Source organism: Mucilaginibacter phyllosphaerae (assembly GCF_004378255.1).
GTDB classification, from domain to species: domain Bacteria; phylum Bacteroidota; class Bacteroidia; order Sphingobacteriales; family Sphingobacteriaceae; genus Mucilaginibacter; species Mucilaginibacter phyllosphaerae.
In genome coordinates this window covers 116,363-133,718 of record NZ_SNQG01000005.1, presented here as the reverse complement: position 1 = coordinate 133,718, position 17,356 = coordinate 116,363, and the positions used below count along the sequence as shown (strand labels likewise).

The window sequence follows — 17,356 nt, the reverse complement described above, 5'->3', positions numbered from 1 at the left end:
ACTATTTCGATGCAAATATATAACAATATCTACTATTTCTATAGTATTTATATTTTTTATTAAAATTGGTTGAAATAGATTATAAAAGACGAGAATGATTAGATGTACTAAAAACAAAAAACGCCTTAAATAATGTATTTAGGCGTTTTAAATTTATGCTTAGAATTACCAATGGAAAAAAAAAAATAATTTTTAGCTATTAATTATCTTCTTATCACCACTAATTATTTGTTTAAGGACTTAATTTGCTGTTTAAGTTCGTCGATTTGCTTTTGCTGATTAATTAAATACAGGGTTAGTTCTTCTACTTTTTTTGTTAGTAGCTTATTCATCTCTCCAAGTTTTAATCCATTTTCAACCACTTCTTTTTCTGAAGGCATTTCGGGCAGCCGATGGTTTTGTTGTATGTAAGTTTCCACATCATTAAGGCCGGGGAGAATATAAGTTTTGTCAAATACATAGTCAGACCATCCATTCAAATCAACCTTTACTTCCTTGGTATGAATGGTACCATTTACGGCCAGTTTGTCTGTTGGGTTAGTGGTGCCAATACCTACGTTACCGTTTGCGTTTGTTATGGTAATATAATCGTTTGTGCCTAAGGTAGAAGAATTTGACAATTTGAATTTTTTACTATCAGATTGATCTATTCCCCATGTAAACGATACGCCCGGAACAACAAAGGCCAAACCGGCGTTGCCCGTACCACTGTCTCTTATAAGAGCGCCGGGTATAACCGAATTGCTTTGAGAAACTACGAGTTTATTTTGAGGATTATTAATGCCAATGCCTACGTTGCCTGCAAAATAATTAAGATCGGTGCTGCCTAATTGGGAAATACCATAACCTGTAGTAACATTAGTAACTAATTGCGGATGAATTACTAAGCCATAGCTGGTTGTTACCGTGCCTGTTGAAGTAAACATAGGTGTTGTTACTAACATATTATTCACTATTCCAATATTACCTGTACCGCGGTTATTAATTGAAGTTACTATGCCGTTCATTGTCCCAATATTATTAGATAGTCCCGTTTCCGTCCCCATTTGTGAATAAATGCCGAATAAGCTTGCGGTAGAATTAGCTGTAGGATTGGCCATCATCTGCAGGCCCAGCATTCCACCTGTTCCGCTTGTAATAACTGGGCTGTAGCGTATAGCGGCCTGCTGATAACCTAAAATGAATGAGTTTCCGCCAACAGATAGCAAACTTGTTGGAGCAGTTGTGCCAACGCCTACAAAACCATCACTGGTTATCCGCATTTTTTCTGCGAGCGTGGTTCCGTTATTAGTACGAAATAAAAGTGCACCTGCAGCATTATCTACATTTGTGTTTAACCCTACCACAGCAGCCTTTATCCTGGGGCCTGTTTGTGTGCCAAAAGAAATCCCGATAGTTTCGTTTAAATTATTAGTAGCGGTTTGTAAATTTATTGCGCTGCTGCCGGCTGCATCAACAATGTGAAGTTTGTTAGTTGGCGAAAGCGTACCAATGCCCACGTTGCTGCCAGATTCGGTAGGGAAAGTATTTTGTGCAAAAACAGCTTGAGATAAAGCAAGAAATAGAATAAAAAGTAATTTTTTTTTCATCAATTGTGAGTGTTAAGGTTGTAATTAACAGATGTACATCTGCATGTGATAAAATTATACAAAATATGGTATTCTAACGGATAGTTTTTAAAATATATAGTTGACTAAAATCCATGAACCGGGCATTGAAGTTTAAAAAAATTATTGAGTAACAAGCCGATGAATATTTCATGCGTACCGCTGTTAACCGTTCTAAGAGATGAGGTATTGATATCGTAACCGTAGCCTAAATTAATTAAGGAGTTTAAATTAAAACCAACCATACCGGTAATAGCATCGTTGCGTCTGTAGGCTGCACCAAGCCAAAATTTATTACGGAATGAAAATTTGGTATTCAAATCAAAGGAAACAGGTATCGGTTGTGTCAACTTCAACAACGCCGAGGGTGTTACGCTAATATCATCATTAAGAAATATTTTAACACCTGCCGAAAAATAATAGTGAGGTATATTTACAATATCTGTAGTTGGGTTATTACCATTATTAAAACTTTTTTGGTTGAGATATTGCTGAATTGAAAATCCAATAAAATAATTTGATGAGTAGGCCCATAAACCCAATCCTACATCCGGCTGCCATGTGTTACCATTTAAATTATTAATTGTAGGGTCATCCTGGTTTTTTAAGGTTAAAAGTGCTGTGTTTATTTGCTGATGTGTAAAACCAGCCGACACACCAAGCGACAAATTTAACCGGTTGCTGATGCCTAAATGATAGGCGTAAGTACCCATTAAATTTGTTTGTGTAATTGCCCCTGCTTTATCTGATACGACCATCATACCTATACCGTGATGTGGATCAGAAGCTGTATATTCGGAAGGGTCGTACCTGCTAAATGGGTTTTGACTGGCTTCCGATTCAAAAGAGGTGGGGTCACCGTGAATAAATTCGCCGCCAATAGGGGCATTGACAGAAAAGAAAGCGGTGGTAGGAGCGCCTTCAATACCTGCCCACTGCGCACGGTAACCGAGTTTAACATCTGTATAACTCTCCATTCCGGACAATGCCGGATTGAGTAAATAATTATTAAAAATATATTGGCTGTATTGAGGGCGCTGTTGCGCATACAGCTGATTAAAAGTAAAACAAATTAAACATAAGATATAAAGGCAAATCAAGAACCTCATCTTAAAACTGTTACATATCCAGAAAACGGTTTCTTGCCATTCCCCAGATTGATGGTATAATAATATGTACCCGCAGGCACATTCTGCCCTTTATATTTACCATCCCAATAATTACTTGGCTCAGTAGTGTGAAATACAACTATACCATAACGATTAAATACGTCAACTACAACTTTTGGATAAACCTCCAAATTATCAATCTCCCAAAAGTCATTTTTTCCATCACCGTTTGGTGTAAAAGTGTTTCTAACCAACGGCTCGTGTATAACTTTCAGATTAATTATGGCCGTTGCCATACAGGCCCCGTTAGTAATAGTAAGGCGATATGCTGTGCTTTCTAAAGCGTTACTTGTAGGATATGCAATATTACTCAGATCAAGTGTTGTAGCAGGCTCCCAGGAATAGCTCAGATTATCTCCCTGGTATTGTGGATGCAGCGTTATAGATGTACCCGCTTTTGTGGTAAAGTTTTGGTCATTTATTATTGGCTCTGATAATACATTAATAAATTGTTTTTTTGAATCTATGCAATTGCCGTTGGTTGTAAATTCAAACCTTATTTCATGTGATCCAATACCTGCAATTGCTGGAGAAAATAACCCGCTTTCTGTTACTCCGTTTCCCAAATACTTTCCTAAGCCAGATTGCCCGTATTGTTCAACAGCCTTGAGTTGTAATGGTTGAGCGGTAATACATAATGGCTGAACAGCTGGAAATGAAATTACCGGAGAAGGAAATTGCGTTATGCTTGCCTCTTTCTGATCAAAGCATCCGGCAGTTGTATAGGCAATTACTTTTATAAGATGAATTCTACTTTCATTTCCTGTTAAAGTGGGATAGTCAAAAGTTAAGATTTGCCCTGCTTGTGGTTGTGAAATTATAGTTTTTTGGTCTGGTTTGTTCAAAGCATCATAATAAACTTCCAGGCTACTCAAGCCTGTAACATTAGAGGTGTTTTTAAGAATAACCTGTGTGCCGCATATTGACAAACCACTAATTACTTCAAAATCAACCTTTAGTGGCCCGTTAATAATCATTTTTTTTACAACTGTTTTTTTGCAGCCCTGGTCGGAATTTACTGTAAGCAAAACATCATAATTGCCAGGACCGGAGAATTGATGTTTAGGGTTTTTATCTGTTGATTCATTACTTAAAGATTGAGGGTCACCAAAATCCCATTTGTAATTTAAAATAGCGTTACTGGTTACAGACGAGTTATTATTAAAACTTGTAAACGCATCCTGGTTACAATCTTGCGTAAAAGTAAAATCGGCCAAAATGTCGGGATTAATCGTTAGTATCTGTTCAAATGCACCGCTAATACATCCCTTAGAATTTATTAATTGAAGGCGAACGGTGAATTTACCACTTAGCAAATAAGTATGCTGTGCAGTTTTAATGGAAGTTTCCAGTATTGGGCTTCCGTCACCAAAGTCCCATTGCCATTTGTCAGGGCCAAATACTGCAGAACCATTTAAATCTGTGAAGATGATCTGATTTCCTGCGCACAAAGGAGAAGAACTGCTGAATGTGGGCACGAAATTTTGGATCACTAAAGGGATGGTTTTTGTAGCACTGCACCCATATGATGATTTTACAGTTAACGTTACTTGAAAAGTACCGTTAGCAGAAAATAAATGTTGCGGATTTTCCTCTCCGGATGTATTACTGGTGCCAGAACCCGGGTCACCAAAATTCCAATCATATTGTAAAGGGCCGTCGCCGGTGCTTTGGCCGGTAAAGCGATAGCTGTTAAAGCAATCCATAGCGGCCTTAAAATCAGGAATTGGTTGAGCATGGCTGGTAAAAATATAATTTATATTTTGGCTATTTGCACCGCATTTCGCTATATTGTAATCAGCAATTATCTTTACTTCGTGATTACCAGGCTGGTTATAAGCCGGTGATTTAGGAAAGCGATAAACATAAGCAGTGCGCCCGTTCTCCATAATTTCTGTCGCCGCCGGATTTTGCTGTATGACAGGCTGTTCTTTTGCATCAAGTTGCCAGGTAATCTTCGGGCTCAGGTAAGATAAAACAAGCCTGAAATAAAAATTATCATCTACACATGCATTGTCTATTTCTTTTTGTAATAGCTCGCTGTATCCACTAATTTTATGATTTGTTGCCATGTTTGTCCCTGCCGAGTATGCATATGATTCTACTTCGCCAAAACCGTAAGCTATTGCGTTAAAGCCGCCATCTGCCTGCAGGTGAAAATTGCCGTCGGCTTCTTTCGGCAGCAATAATTGTATGTACGAATAGCCGGGCATGGCTGTAAAGGTTTGAAAAGGTTTTGAAGGTGGGGCGTTGTTTATTCTGAATGAGGCTGCATCTTTTGTTTTGATCAGTATATTTACAAACTGTTGCTGTATCTTCTCTTTATTGGAAGAATATATCGTGATATCTTTAATATTATAATTGACCGGGTTGAGCAAAACCATATCCGGATCGCCCAGTGTACCGATTGAAAGATAGTCGGGCCAGTTACTACAGTCTCGTGATTGCGCAAATTGTGCTGCGCTTACCGGTTTGTTAGCCTCTATGTAAGCAGGTTGTGCAAGCGCTTTTGATGTTGCATAAAATTCTCCGCTGTTAAGAGTAGCTACAACAGCACCGTTAAATTTTACTATGGTACCATCATCTTTAGCAATAACACGCACTATCTGTCCTCCGGTTCTTACCGGGTAGGCAACAGTAGATTCCATTGAAAATGGAATGTAGCCATAAGTATAGCCCCAGCTTTCTACAGGATAGCATTGCTGGTAAAGGGGATCTAATGTTTGTGCATCACAAAGATCTGTATAGTAGATTTTAACACCGGAATTGCCGGAAAACACTGCGAAATTGTTGCAGGATGTTCCGTCGGTTCGTACGTAAGCTCCGGTTAAGTCTGCAACATTATAATATTCATATACATCACCGGCATGGGCCAACAGAACGCCTTCGGGTATAAGTTCCTTATTTTTTAATCTGATAAATATCCTGGTGTTGTCTTCGGTTGCTACAAGTGTGATGAAATTTTTGCCATAGGCGTTTTGGGGGTTAATATAATTCATACTGTAATACTGGTTGCCTAAGGCATTTACCGGAAGTATCAGCGAAGCAGCAGATCGGGCTCATGCAAAAATATGTGCATAAACAACCACTTTAGGTTGGCCGGCATCCACAGTTACATGAATGGCGCGATTTTTCAGAACAGTGCCGCTTTCATTTTCTTCAAATGAACAGACGGAAGAGATATGGAATAATTGTACGCCTGCCGCTAATTGCCGTGTGCCCGATCGTGAATGGCTTTTATACCGCGATTATTACCTGGAACTTAAAGAGAAGATATATACCCAACTGGCTAACCAAAATTGCGGCAATGCTTGCCCGGTGGGCCAAAAGCTGAATTTTCAGTTGCCCGGTTCCTGCCCGGTTGCTGCTGATTTTAGCTTACGTAGCTATACAGGCAGTACCCCTGCCTGTACGGGTAGCCAAACCATTTTGCTTACGCGTGATGCAGGGCCCGTTGGGCAGGCTGTAACCGTTGATTTGTATTATCCGCCTGCTGTTGATAATCCGGATCTGACACATACTTTCGTATTTGCAGCTGGCGAATCGCAAAAAAGCTTTTGTGTGCCTGATAATATCTCGCTTTCATCGGTGTTGATTAAAAGCGCTGTTTGCGGCTCTGGTGGTAGTAATACAGGTAGCAGTGGTTCAGGCAATGTTTTGGTTGAGATAATTAATGATAGGGATATTAATTCTTCATTAAGTGGTTGCGGCGATATTAGCACTTTCCCTATACTGCATCTTTTGGTTACTTTGAAGAATAGTGCGGGTAATACAGTTGTTGCACCTAATCCTATTACGCTTGTTTTTTCAGCTACAAAAAAGCAAGCCCCTTACTACTCAAGTTCTACTAATACCACGATCAGCCTAAGTATCAATACCGGCCAAAGCACCGCAGAATATGAATATATGGGTAGTCGCCTTGATCCCGGTAATTCAAACTGTACTATTGATTCATATAATATTGATTGCCTTTTAAATATAAGCGGGGCTACGGAATTTACATCAACATCTGCGGTGCCTAAGTGTTCAAATTTCACGGCAACACCTTATACGCCGCCCGTTAATAATTGCCCGGCCGTTTATGCTTACAAAAAAACAAGATTCCCGGATGTTGAAGATAATTTTGCGGCTCAGGCAGGCGCTACCAATCAATCCGATCTGGAGGCGCAGACAAAGGCTGAGATAAAAGCACAGGGTGCAGCCGCTTGTGCATCTATGGCTGATATCTGGATAGAACGCTTACAGCCAGGGCTTGATCTTGCTTCTAAAACCGCACAGCAAATCACCAATCTGCGCAACGGCCTGCTGGAGGTATGTACTGCCGGAAGTGATATAAACCATCCTTTTGGTGCAAGCACACGACCGGTGACTTCTGCAGTGTATCTTTACAACTCTTTTGGGGATGTTATCTTATCTACGCTTAACTTAAGCAATTTTACGCCCTTGCTTAACCCCTGGCTGATAGATGCGCCTTATCCATATACACCGCAGCAGCAATCGGTAGTAAAAACTATCAGTAACACTAATGCCGATATATGTACCAAGCTAAATAGTTTAACCCAACTGGCAGCAGGCGCAAATATGCCCCTGTATAATTACCTGGTGGCCACCTTCCCATCTGCCATGACCATTACTGCTACAGAACTTGCTGCCCTGCAAAAATCCTGTAACAATTGCCGTTTTGTGCTGCCTGTAGATATTAGCTTGCCGGTATTTCTGGATGGGGCCAATAGCGGTTATGCTACTTACAGCGATTATGTTGATAAGAAGGCGAATATGAATAGCTTGTTTAATAATGCGCTTTCTGCAAGTGATGCTAACTATGGGGTGATACTGAGCAACTTTATGAATCAGGCGTATGGCTTCTCCCTCACTTACGATGATTATCTTAATTATGAGGCATCGGTAAGCCAGGCCAACCCGGCACCGCTGCTGGTGAATACACTGCCCTACGGCAGCGTACCGCAGGATGCTTATGATTGTGTGAAAAACGCTGTTACTGTTGCGCTTAGTTCAGGCAAAATAGGGTATGATAACTACATTGCCGAAAACCGCCGTGCTTTTAGGGAAAACTATATCAATACCTGTAAACTGGCTAAAGCCAATGCGGGGCTTACAGCCGTACAGCAAATTTATCATTACACACTTTATTATTACGACCAGGCTGATAACCTGGTGCGCACTATCCCGCCGGAAGGTGTTACCCTTTTTGATAGCAAGTATTTTAGAAATATAGACCAGCAACGCGACTACGGGGTTAACCCGCAGCCAATGAATTATAATGGGCCTGCGGCTGCCACCTCTGTACCCGATGCGCTCTTGAGCCTTTCGCAGGTGCTTTCGGCCCCGCAGGGGGCGGTTGCCATGTGGTTTTATAACGATGGATCTACAAACACCCATTTTATAGAAACCACAAGCGATGAAAAATATACATTCCAGGTAACTATTGCCAATTCTAAACTTGATATCAATGTGTTCCCGATGAACCAGACTGTAGCCAACGGGATCAGTTTTGTGCCATCAAATGCTCACTACCAGGCAAATATTTCGGCAGTTTTACCGCTGGACCGTTTTATGCATATTGTGTTTCAGGGTAATAGCCTGGGTGTGCCCGGCACGCCGGAGCTTTACCTTAACGGTACCAAACTAACCGTAACCAGCGGGTCTGCCATTGCTTCACCTTATGGCTTTAGCATAAAAGCAGCCAACCCGAATGTGATACTGCCTGATAATTTACAAAGCATCAAACACATGCTGCTTTATGACCATGTTTTGCCTTTGGCTACCATCAAATCAGATGCTTCGCAATTGTATTTTGCAGCCACCGAACTGCCGAATAAAGGCTGGTACCGCTTTAATGTGCCACCGGCAGGCGGGCCTACAACGGTTGATAACACCACTAACGAAACCGTTTTACGCGAGTATTACAATGCCCATACCTTACCCACCACTTATGCTTACAACAGCACCAACCAGGTAAGCCTGCAGCTATCGCCGGATGGCGGCAGTAACCGGTACTGGTATGACCTGTTGAGCAGGCTGGTGATCTCGCAGAACGATAAGCAGTACGGCACGGCAGCCTCACCGCTTAATAATTACAGCTATACCCAATACGATGTACTGGGCCGCATTACCGAGGTAGGGCAGAAGAACCAGTTGGCTGTTACGCTTGGTACCGCCGATTTTTTACCAGACGGCACCATCAGTCAGTTTGCCACATCGGGTCAAAACAGCCAGATCACGCGTACGTGGTATGACGTGCCTGCGCCGCCGGGCAACGGTATAGCATCGCTTGCCAGCCAGAACAACCTGCGCAAAAGAGTAGCCGCCAGCACCTATGCCGATACGCAGACCGGCCCCTCCCTGCGGGGTACCTATTACGATTATGACCTGGACGGGAACGTAAGAACGCTGTGGCAGCAGATCAGCGGCCTGCCCAATTCAGAGACGGAAGCCGGCCTTAAACGGATCGATTACGAATATGACCTGATCAGCGGGAAGGTGAACCTGGTGCGCTACCAGGACGGGCAGCCCGACCAGTTTTACTACAGTTACCTTTACGATGCTGAGAACAGGCTGAAAGAAGCCTGGACGGGCAGGCGCGCCATCGTTAACGCCCTGCAGGGCAGCTATCTGCTTAAAGACCATAGCCGGCTGGATGCAAGCTATAACTACTACCTGCACGGCCCTTTAAGCCGTACGGAGACCGGGGATGTTTACGGCAAGGTGCAGGGTACAGACTATGCCTACACGCTGCAGGGCTGGCTAAAAGGCGTAAACAGCACAGCCGTAACCGCTACCGCCGATATAGGCGGCGATGGCGGCACGGCGCACCCAACCATAGCCAAAGATGCCTACGGCTATAACCTGTATTACCATAATACCGATTATACGCCGGTAACCAACAGCAAAACGCCATTTGCCGCCACGCTGCAAACCGGCAGCCTGCTCAAACCACTGTTCAACGGCAATATAGCGGGCAGTTCGGTCAACATCCCCAAACTGGGGAGCGACTGGATAGACCGCACGTACCGTTACGACCAGCTGAACCGGATCCTGAGCGTAAAGAACTACCATAGCACATCTGCCACAGCCACGCCGGCAGCAAACGGAGACTACGACGAAACCTTTACGTATGACGGTAACGGCAATATCCTGACGTTGAACCGCACGGGGGCAGGCATCGGCAGCCAGAAGGATGTGATGGCCTATAACTATAACCGCGATGCCGCAGGCAAGCTGGTCAATAACCAACTCAGGTACCTAAGCGGTACGGCAGCCGCCAGCGGCATAGCGGGCAGCCAGGCGGATAACAACTATCTGTACGACAATATCGGCAACCTGACGGCGGATGTACAGGCGGGGATCACGGGTATCGAGTGGAGCGTTTACGGGAAGATCAGAAGCATAGCCAAAGGGGGCGGCGGGATCACTTATGCCTACGATGCGGGAGGCAACCGGGTAAGCAAGATACATAACGGGCTTACGACCTATTATATACGAGATGCACAGGGCAATACCCTGGCGGTGTATGACAATGCAGCCGGCGGCACCACGTGGCGGGAGCAGCACCTGTACGGCAGCAGCCGGCTGGGGATGTGGCAGCCAAACGTAAACCTGACAGGCGGCGACCCGCAAACCGCCTGGCAAACCACGGGGTTAAGGCAGTACGAACTGAGCAACCACCTGGGTAACATAATGGCGACGATTACGGATAAGCGCCTGCAGCATACCGGCAACAATACAGCAATAGATTACTACGAAGCCGACATCAGTACCGCGCAGGATTACTATGCCTTTGGCAGCCAGCAGCCGGGGAGGAGTTTTGCTGCTAACAGCTCTTACCGGTATGGCTTTAACGGTAAGGAGAATGATAATGACGTAGGCAAAGGTACCGGTAACCAGCAGGATTATGGGATGCGGATCTATGATGGCAGGGTGGGAAGGTTTTTGAGTGTGGATCCGTTAAGTAAAGAATATCCAGCATTAACGCCTTATCAATTTGCAAGTAATAGCCCGATTGCAGGCAGAGACCGGGATGGTTTGGAGTTTGAACCTTATTGGGCTACTACAGTGCCCCAAAAAATCAGAGAGTATGAAACTCAATTAAGGAAAGATGATCCTAAGAATGCCGATGCTATTATTAGACAACATAATATTAATGCGTTTCTGTTTGTAGGTGGTGCTTTAACGGCAGGAAGTGGTAGCGCGGCAACAGCGTTTTGGGATATAGTAATGGCAGGTGGCACAGCCAGAGCTTTACAAGGCATTGCTAATCATAATAAAACTCAAACATCTGAAGGAGTTCATATTATGTTTGGTGCGGCGATGGGTGAACTCGGTGGGACGCTTATTGGGAAAACTTTTGAAGTAGTATCGCCACTAATAAGAAGCGCAGGTAAGTCATTAACGGGTACCTGGGTTAAAGAAAGCATTTCAGGTTGGTCGGAGAATGCTGTACACTATCAAGAGTTTATTACTGGAGTTAAAGCAGGGCAAACATTTGAGGTAAATGGTTACAATTTTGATGGATTTAGAAATGGAGTATTACTTGATGCAAAATCTGGATTAGGTAATTTTGTTGATAAACAAACAGGTACTTTTAAATCGTTCTTTAAAGGTCAAGAAAGTCTTGTTATTCAAGCCCGTAATCAGCTTGGCGCCGCAAATGGTACTCCTATAGAATGGAACTTTGAAATTAAAGCAGTCAGAGATGCAATGGAAAAACTTTTTGAAAAACGGGGGGTTAAAGGAATATCATTAAAATATACACCTAAAAAGTAAATGGAAAACTTTAGAACAATAGGGGCTCACTGGTATTCGCGGCCAGAAACACTTAAACAATGCACAGAAAAGTTGCTTGACTTCTTAATCAAGCTAAAAGAACTTAATCCCGATTACTTTGGAAATTGGTTTGAGTTAGGTTACAGTAAAAAAGAAGCGTTAAAATGTAATGTCGAATTAAACTATGACTATATTAAAAAAATGCTTTCAATAAAACAGAAAGAAAATGACTTTCCTAAAACATCGTTTAGTATCGGTGTTTGGGACGGGACACTTATTGAAATTGGCGTTACTTCGTTGAGTGTATCACTTGGCAGCAATGAATCTGAATACTATACTAACAATTGTGTTGTTGAACTCCCTTTTGACGCAACAAAAAACGACTACTATAATAGCAGCAAAACCAACCAGGAAGCTTTACTGAATTTGATGAAGAAAAGCTGGCAACCGGAATGGATAAGTGTAAACGGGAACAAAATATATCCTTAATTGGCGTAATAAGAGTGTTAGCATAATCGTGTTCTGCCATCATAAAATGAACAAATTAAAAACTTTTTCTATAGGGTTAATTAGAGCGTAGCCACATTCTTTTGGAAGAAGTCTTTAAACTTCTTGTTGGTGAGCATCTTGTCGATGAGTTTGCAGATAGTTTGCTTATCCCCACTGGTCTAAGTTTAGCATAGCGTAACTTAGACCCTGTGTATTGCTTATAAATAAGATACTGATTATTAATGTGTTAAATTTTGTTCATGGCGTTCACGGCTTTGTGAACATGAACAAAATATATGCAACAGTTGGCAGGTTACCGCAAAAGTTTTAAATTACAGCACCCCGTTCTTTGAAATGAATTTCCATGCGTTAGCGATAGGAGCGGATTCCGGCCCTCGTGTTTAATGCCTGTGCCGTATGAGCGGATAGCGCGGGCCGCAGGCAACGCTATTGTGGTGAGCGCTATTTAAAAACGGCAACCTGACGGCGGATGTACAGGCGGGGATCACGGGCATCGACTGGAGCGTTTACGGCAAGATCAGAAGCATAGCCAAAGGGGGCGGCGGGATCACTTATGCCTACGATGCGGCAGGCAACCGGGTAAGCAAGATACAGAACGGGCTTACGACCTATTATATACGAGATGCACAGGGCAATACCCTGGCGGTGTATGACAATGCAGCCGGCGGCACCACGTGGCGGGAGCAGCACCTGTACGGCAGCAGCCGGCTGGGGATGTGGCAGCCAAACGCAAACCTGACAGGCGGCGACCCGCAAACCGCCTGGCAAACCACGGGGCTAAGGCAGTACGAACTGAGCAACCACCTGGGTAACGTACTGGCGACGATTACGGATAAGCGCCTGCAGCACACTACTAACAACACAGCAATAGATTACTACGAAGCCGACATTAGTACCGCGCAGGATTACTATGCCTTTGGCAGCCAGCAGCCGGGGAGGAGTTTTGCTGCTAACAGCAATTACAGATACGGCTTTAACGGGAAGGAAAATGATAATGATGTGGGTAAGGGTATCGGCAATCAGCAGGATTATGGCATGCGGATTTATGATGGCAGGTTAGGTAGGTTCTTGAGTGTGGATCCGATAACAGCGCAATATCCTGAATTAACTCCTTATCAATTTGCAAGTAATAGACCGATTGATGGTATTGATCAAGACGGGTTGGAATATGCAAGTAGTATGACAAAAGCATTTAGTGATGGTGCTCAAAAAGGTGAAGATCCATTAAAAGCGGTACAGCAAAGTGCGAAGACTACTTATAAGTTTATTGGTAGTTTAATTTATGGTGCAGCTGCCGTTGTATTCGCCCCATTTAACGGAATATCCGAAGCTCACTATGCCAACAACTCAAAAACCCCAGAACAAAGAGCTTACCATAATAGTGAGGCAAACAAGTATTTTAAGGAAACAGCATTTAATATAGTAACAGCTGAACTTGGCGGCGAGTTATTTGGAAAGCTAGGAAAAGCTTTGTCAAAACAGAGCACTCCATTTGTAACGATTGGGAGATTTTCTATTGAAAGTGGTATTAAATTTTCAGAAAGTGAAGTAAGGGCTGGCGCTTATATGCAAAGCCTTGGTTATGACGTAACCCTTAGAAAACCTGTAGGTATAAGGGCAGTTGATGGACAAACTTCAGATTTGGTAATTAATGGGAATATAAATTATGACGTCTATACTCCAACTACAAGCAATGTGAGCAGAATGGTTAAAGCGATAGCAAATAAAAACAATCAAGCAACTGGTATTGTTGTGGATTTATCTAAATCAAGCGCAACAGCAGCTGACTTGGAAAATATCTTACAAAGAGTTAGAGGTACGGGTGCAAAAAACATAACTGATATTAAAGTAATCGATTCAAAACCACAACCCAATGCCGGCAATTAGATGTAAATGCAGTAACATAATTAATTATGGAGAAATTCCAAATCCCAATGAATTACTTATGATTTCAGATGTCAAGTACGATAATTATTCAGGTTTGATCGATGCTGAAGATTTATATGGAGAAATGACAAGTATTCTCCAGTGCAATGTTTGTGGTCGATTATGGATTTATTGGAACGGGTTTAAAAATATTCCTGTATGTTATTTGCCTGAAGATAAATAAATGGCTTTATCTATCTTCAGGTATTACCACTAAACGGAAATGATATTAGGGGAATGCGAAAGCATTACCCGCTTTTGATATACCCCCCCCACTGGTCTAAGTTTAGCATAGCGTAACTTAGACCTTGCGCATTGCTAATAAATAAGATACTGATTATTAATGTGTTAAATTTGTTCATGGCGTTCACGGCTTTGTGAACATGAACAAAATATATGCAACAGTTGGCAGGTTACCGCAAAAGCTTTAAATTACAGCACCCCCCCACTGGTCTAAGTTTAGCATAGCGTAACTTAGACCCTGCACATTGCTTATAAATAAGTTGCTGATTATTAATGTGTTAAATTTGTTCATGGCGTTTACGGCTTTGTGAACATGAACAAAATATATGCAACAGTTGGCAGGTTACCGCAAAAGCTTTAAATTACAGTACCCCGTTCTTTGAAATGAATTTCCATGCGTTAGCGATAGGAGCGGATACAGGCCCTCGTGGCTAATGCCTGTGCCGTATTACCCGCTACCACGAGATTAACATTAGTGTATCTTGTGGTATGCATTTTACAAGCTTTCAGCTTGTGTAAACAGTAAGTCAATAGGCTGTATGCAGTACAGTAAGCGATGCTATTTTTTAATAAACTGCTGAATAACCTGTTGCAATTGCCCGGCCTGCATTACGCCGCTTTGGCGCCATTTGCTTTCCCCGTTCTGGAAGATCATAAGCGTGGGTACGCTTTGTACCCGATAGGCGCTGGCAGCAGCCGGATTTTTATCGATATCTATTTTGATGATGGTAACTTTGTCGCCCAGTGCGTCCTTAACCTGTTTTAGTATCGGCGGCATCATTTTACAGGGTCCGCACCATTCTGCCGCAAAATCTACCAATACGGGTTTGTCTGAAGCTATAATATCCTGAAAGTTTGCCATTGTTTAAATCTCCTTTGTGCTATTAACCATAAAAATGAGAATACGTTTTTTAGGATCTATCATTTATATGCCATTTGTGGAGAGGGGCGTACCTACGGCACGCAATGTTTGTGTATTTATGCGAGCTACAAAGCGGTTGTCCCGATGGGACAGGGAATATAAAACTGATTTGTTACGTATCACAATTTAATATCGAACACCGAATGCTAATGTCGAATAAAATTCGATGCGTGTATTCGAGATCTATGATCTGATATTTTATTGATTTGATTAGACTGCCCCATCGGGGCTACCGCTTTGTAGAAAAATAGCAAACGATCTTTTTTTGTTCCGTAGGAACTACCCTTTACGAATTTACAACCTAATGCAAAATCTTCTTCCGTTCGGGCTGTAAAATGTGGCTGTCTTCCAGCCAGTCGGCCAGGCGCTGCGGCCAGTTATTGATAGATCTTAGCTTGCGGTTGGTACCCATGTTAAAGGCATGGTCGCCCTGGGCATACAGGTGCATCTCTACCGGTACCTTTGCTTCGCGATAGCGCTGTAACAACTGAATAATAGGTAACGAGCAGCAGGCATCATCATTGGCGGCCACCAAAAATGCCGGTGGCGCATCTGCCGGTATGGTTTCGGGTACATAACCCGGCCCGGGATAAACCTGAACGATGAAATTAGGTTTGGCGTTGGCGCGGTCTATCGGGTCAGAGGCTTTCGGGTCGCCCTTCCAGCCGTTAAAGGCCACCATATCTACCACCTCGCCGCCTGCCGAAAAGCCCATCATACCAATCCTGTTGGTGTCTATATTAAATTCTGCTGCGCGGCTGCGAACCAGGCGCATAGCCCGGTAGGCATCTTGTTTGGGATGCACATCAACCTGGTAGGGCGATAGCGTATCCCTGCCTAAACGGTACTTGAGTATAAAAACGGTTATACCCAAGCTATTGTAGAATTTGGCGGGTGCCACACCCTCGGCATTATAAACCAGTAAGCGGTGCCCGCCGCCGGGGCATACAATAACAGCTGCACCGTTGGCTTTACCGGCAGGCGGCGCATATACGGTTAAGGATGGGTTATGAATGTTTTTTACCCAGTAATCTTTGGCCTGCTCGGGCTCGTTGCGGCGTTTCTCAAACCCCGGCGCGCCTTTTGCCCACAGCGGGATAACTGTTTGGGCATGGGCACACAGCGGCCCTGCCAGCATCATAAATAAAAGCCTGCCTATTGCCAACTGGTTTTTCATGATGCAATTTAACTTATTTACTCATAAAACGTTTCCACCAAAGCGAATTATATGGGCCGTTTACCTCTGTGGGTTTACCCGGTTCGGGCATAAACAGTTTAATGTTTTTCTGTTCGGCAAAATTTACCAATCGTTCGCCGGGCTCGTACCAGGCATGCGGGGCCAGGTTAAAGGTTGCCCAGTGCAGCGGCATCATCAGGTTGCCTTTTAAGGCAAGGTGCGCATTGGTAGCGTTATCCGGCCCCATGTGGATATCCGGCCAGTGCTGGCCGTAGGCACCAATTTCCAGCATCGTCAGGTCAAACGGACCAAACGCTTCGCCAATTTCTGCAAAGCCCGGAAACCAGCCCGAATCTGCACCGAAAAAGATATTATGCTGCGGGCCCTTGATCACAAATGAGGCCCAGAGGGTTTCATTCCGATTGATGATCCCCCGGCCGGAGAAATGCCTGGATGGGGTGGCCGTGATGCTGCAATCGCCTATCAGCACACTATCGCCCCAGTCCACCTCATTTGTATAGTTTTTAAGGATGCCCCAATCTTCCAGGTAATTGCAAACGCCCATAGGGGTAATAAACGGGATGGGTTTGCCGGCAAAGAATTTGATGGTGGCCTTGTCCAGGTGGTCGTAATGGTCGTGCGATACAATAACCACGTCTATCGGCGGCAGGTCGGCCAGTGCCAGGGGCGGCTCAAAAAATCTTTTAGGCCCGAATGATTGGGAGAAGGATACCCGCCGGCTCCAAACCGGGTCGGTTAAAATGCGGATGCCATCAATTTCTATCAGCAAACTGCTATGCCCAACCCACGTAACGCGCAAACCGCTTGCAGGTGGGGTTTGGTAGACGGACAGATCCGTTTGAGGGATGGTTAAAGGCGTTTTAGGTACGTTTTCGGCCTTGTTGTTCATGTACTCCCTAAGGATGGGGATCATGGTGCCCAAACCAGCTTCATCAGTTGGAATAGGATTTAAAAATTTGCGGCCTTTTTTTTGTGCTCCTGTTAAACTCATCCGGCA

At 43.7% G+C, this 17,356-nt stretch carries 9 protein-coding genes; 3 read left to right on the top strand and 6 right to left on the bottom strand.

The genetic code is table 11. The features are described 5' to 3' along the window. Window positions 1–224 precede the first annotated feature (224 nt). The 3 genes from E2R65_RS14090 to E2R65_RS14080 all read right to left on the bottom strand — a co-directional run bounded on the left by E2R65_RS14090 (window position 225) and on the right by E2R65_RS14080 (window position 5,814). Complete coding sequence (locus E2R65_RS14090; protein WP_134337120.1) at window positions 225–1,589, bottom strand: autotransporter outer membrane beta-barrel domain-containing protein; 1,365 nt, start codon at window positions 1,587–1,589, stop codon at window positions 225–227. A gap of 104 nt (window positions 1,590–1,693) precedes the next feature. Next, on the bottom strand, window positions 1,694–2,716 hold the full coding sequence (locus E2R65_RS14085; protein ID WP_134337119.1) for a PorP/SprF family type IX secretion system membrane protein: 1,023 nt from the start codon (window positions 2,714–2,716) through the stop codon (window positions 1,694–1,696). Further along, complete coding sequence (locus E2R65_RS14080; RefSeq protein ID WP_262712270.1) at window positions 2,713–5,814, bottom strand: PKD domain-containing protein; 3,102 nt, start codon at window positions 5,812–5,814, stop codon at window positions 2,713–2,715. The genes E2R65_RS14085 and E2R65_RS14080 overlap by 4 nt, the downstream gene beginning before the upstream one ends. 82 nt (window positions 5,815–5,896) lie before the next feature. On the opposite strand from E2R65_RS14080, the gene E2R65_RS14075 reads away from it, so the two are divergent. From E2R65_RS14075 to E2R65_RS14065, 3 genes are all read left to right on the top strand, one after another. Further along, window positions 5,897–11,560, top strand: a complete 5,664-nt coding sequence (locus tag E2R65_RS14075; RefSeq protein WP_134337117.1) for a Tox-REase-5 domain-containing protein — start codon at window positions 5,897–5,899, stop codon at window positions 11,558–11,560. Beyond that, window positions 11,561–12,049: an Imm52 family immunity protein gene (locus E2R65_RS14070; protein ID WP_134337116.1), complete on the top strand. Its 489-nt coding sequence runs from the start codon at window positions 11,561–11,563 to the stop codon at window positions 12,047–12,049. A 666-nt stretch (window positions 12,050–12,715) separates the two neighbouring features. Next, a complete protein-coding gene (locus tag E2R65_RS14065; RefSeq protein WP_134337115.1) occupies window positions 12,716–13,957 on the top strand; it encodes an RHS repeat-associated core domain-containing protein in 1,242 nt (413 codons plus the stop codon). Window positions 13,958–14,798: 841 nt separating this feature from the next. Here E2R65_RS14065 and trxA read toward each other — a convergent pair. The 3 genes from trxA to E2R65_RS14045 all read right to left on the bottom strand — a co-directional run bounded on the left by trxA (window position 14,799) and on the right by E2R65_RS14045 (window position 17,350). Then, window positions 14,799–15,101 (bottom strand): thioredoxin, encoded by a 303-nt coding sequence (gene trxA, locus E2R65_RS14055; protein WP_134337113.1) that lies wholly within the window; start codon window positions 15,099–15,101, stop codon window positions 14,799–14,801. Window positions 15,102–15,462: 361 nt separating this feature from the next. Beyond that, on the bottom strand, window positions 15,463–16,338 hold the full coding sequence (locus E2R65_RS14050; RefSeq protein ID WP_134337112.1) for an alpha/beta hydrolase: 876 nt from the start codon (window positions 16,336–16,338) through the stop codon (window positions 15,463–15,465). Window positions 16,339–16,351: 13 nt separating this feature from the next. Then, window positions 16,352–17,350, bottom strand: coding sequence for an MBL fold metallo-hydrolase (locus E2R65_RS14045; RefSeq protein ID WP_134337111.1), 999 nt, complete (start codon window positions 17,348–17,350; stop codon window positions 16,352–16,354). Between the last annotated feature and the right edge of the window lie 6 nt (window positions 17,351–17,356).

What these genes read in the sequence shown, in the direction of transcription:
- E2R65_RS14085 (WP_134337119.1), bottom strand. Translation starts at nt 2,716, where the DNA reads ATGAGGTTCTTGATTTGCCTTTATATCTTATGTTTAATTTGTTTTACT.
- trxA (WP_134337113.1), bottom strand. Translation starts at nt 15,101, where the DNA reads ATGGCAAACTTTCAGGATATTATAGCTTCAGACAAACCCGTATTGGTA.
- E2R65_RS14070 (WP_134337116.1), top strand. Translation starts at nt 11,561, where the DNA reads ATGGAAAACTTTAGAACAATAGGGGCTCACTGGTATTCGCGGCCAGAA.
- E2R65_RS14075 (WP_134337117.1), top strand. Translation starts at nt 5,897, where the DNA reads ATGGCGCGATTTTTCAGAACAGTGCCGCTTTCATTTTCTTCAAATGAA.
- E2R65_RS14090 (WP_134337120.1), bottom strand. Translation starts at nt 1,589, where the DNA reads ATGAAAAAAAAATTACTTTTTATTCTATTTCTTGCTTTATCTCAAGCT.
- E2R65_RS14045 (WP_134337111.1), bottom strand. Translation starts at nt 17,350, where the DNA reads ATGAGTTTAACAGGAGCACAAAAAAAAGGCCGCAAATTTTTAAATCCT.
- E2R65_RS14050 (WP_134337112.1), bottom strand. Translation starts at nt 16,338, where the DNA reads ATGAAAAACCAGTTGGCAATAGGCAGGCTTTTATTTATGATGCTGGCA.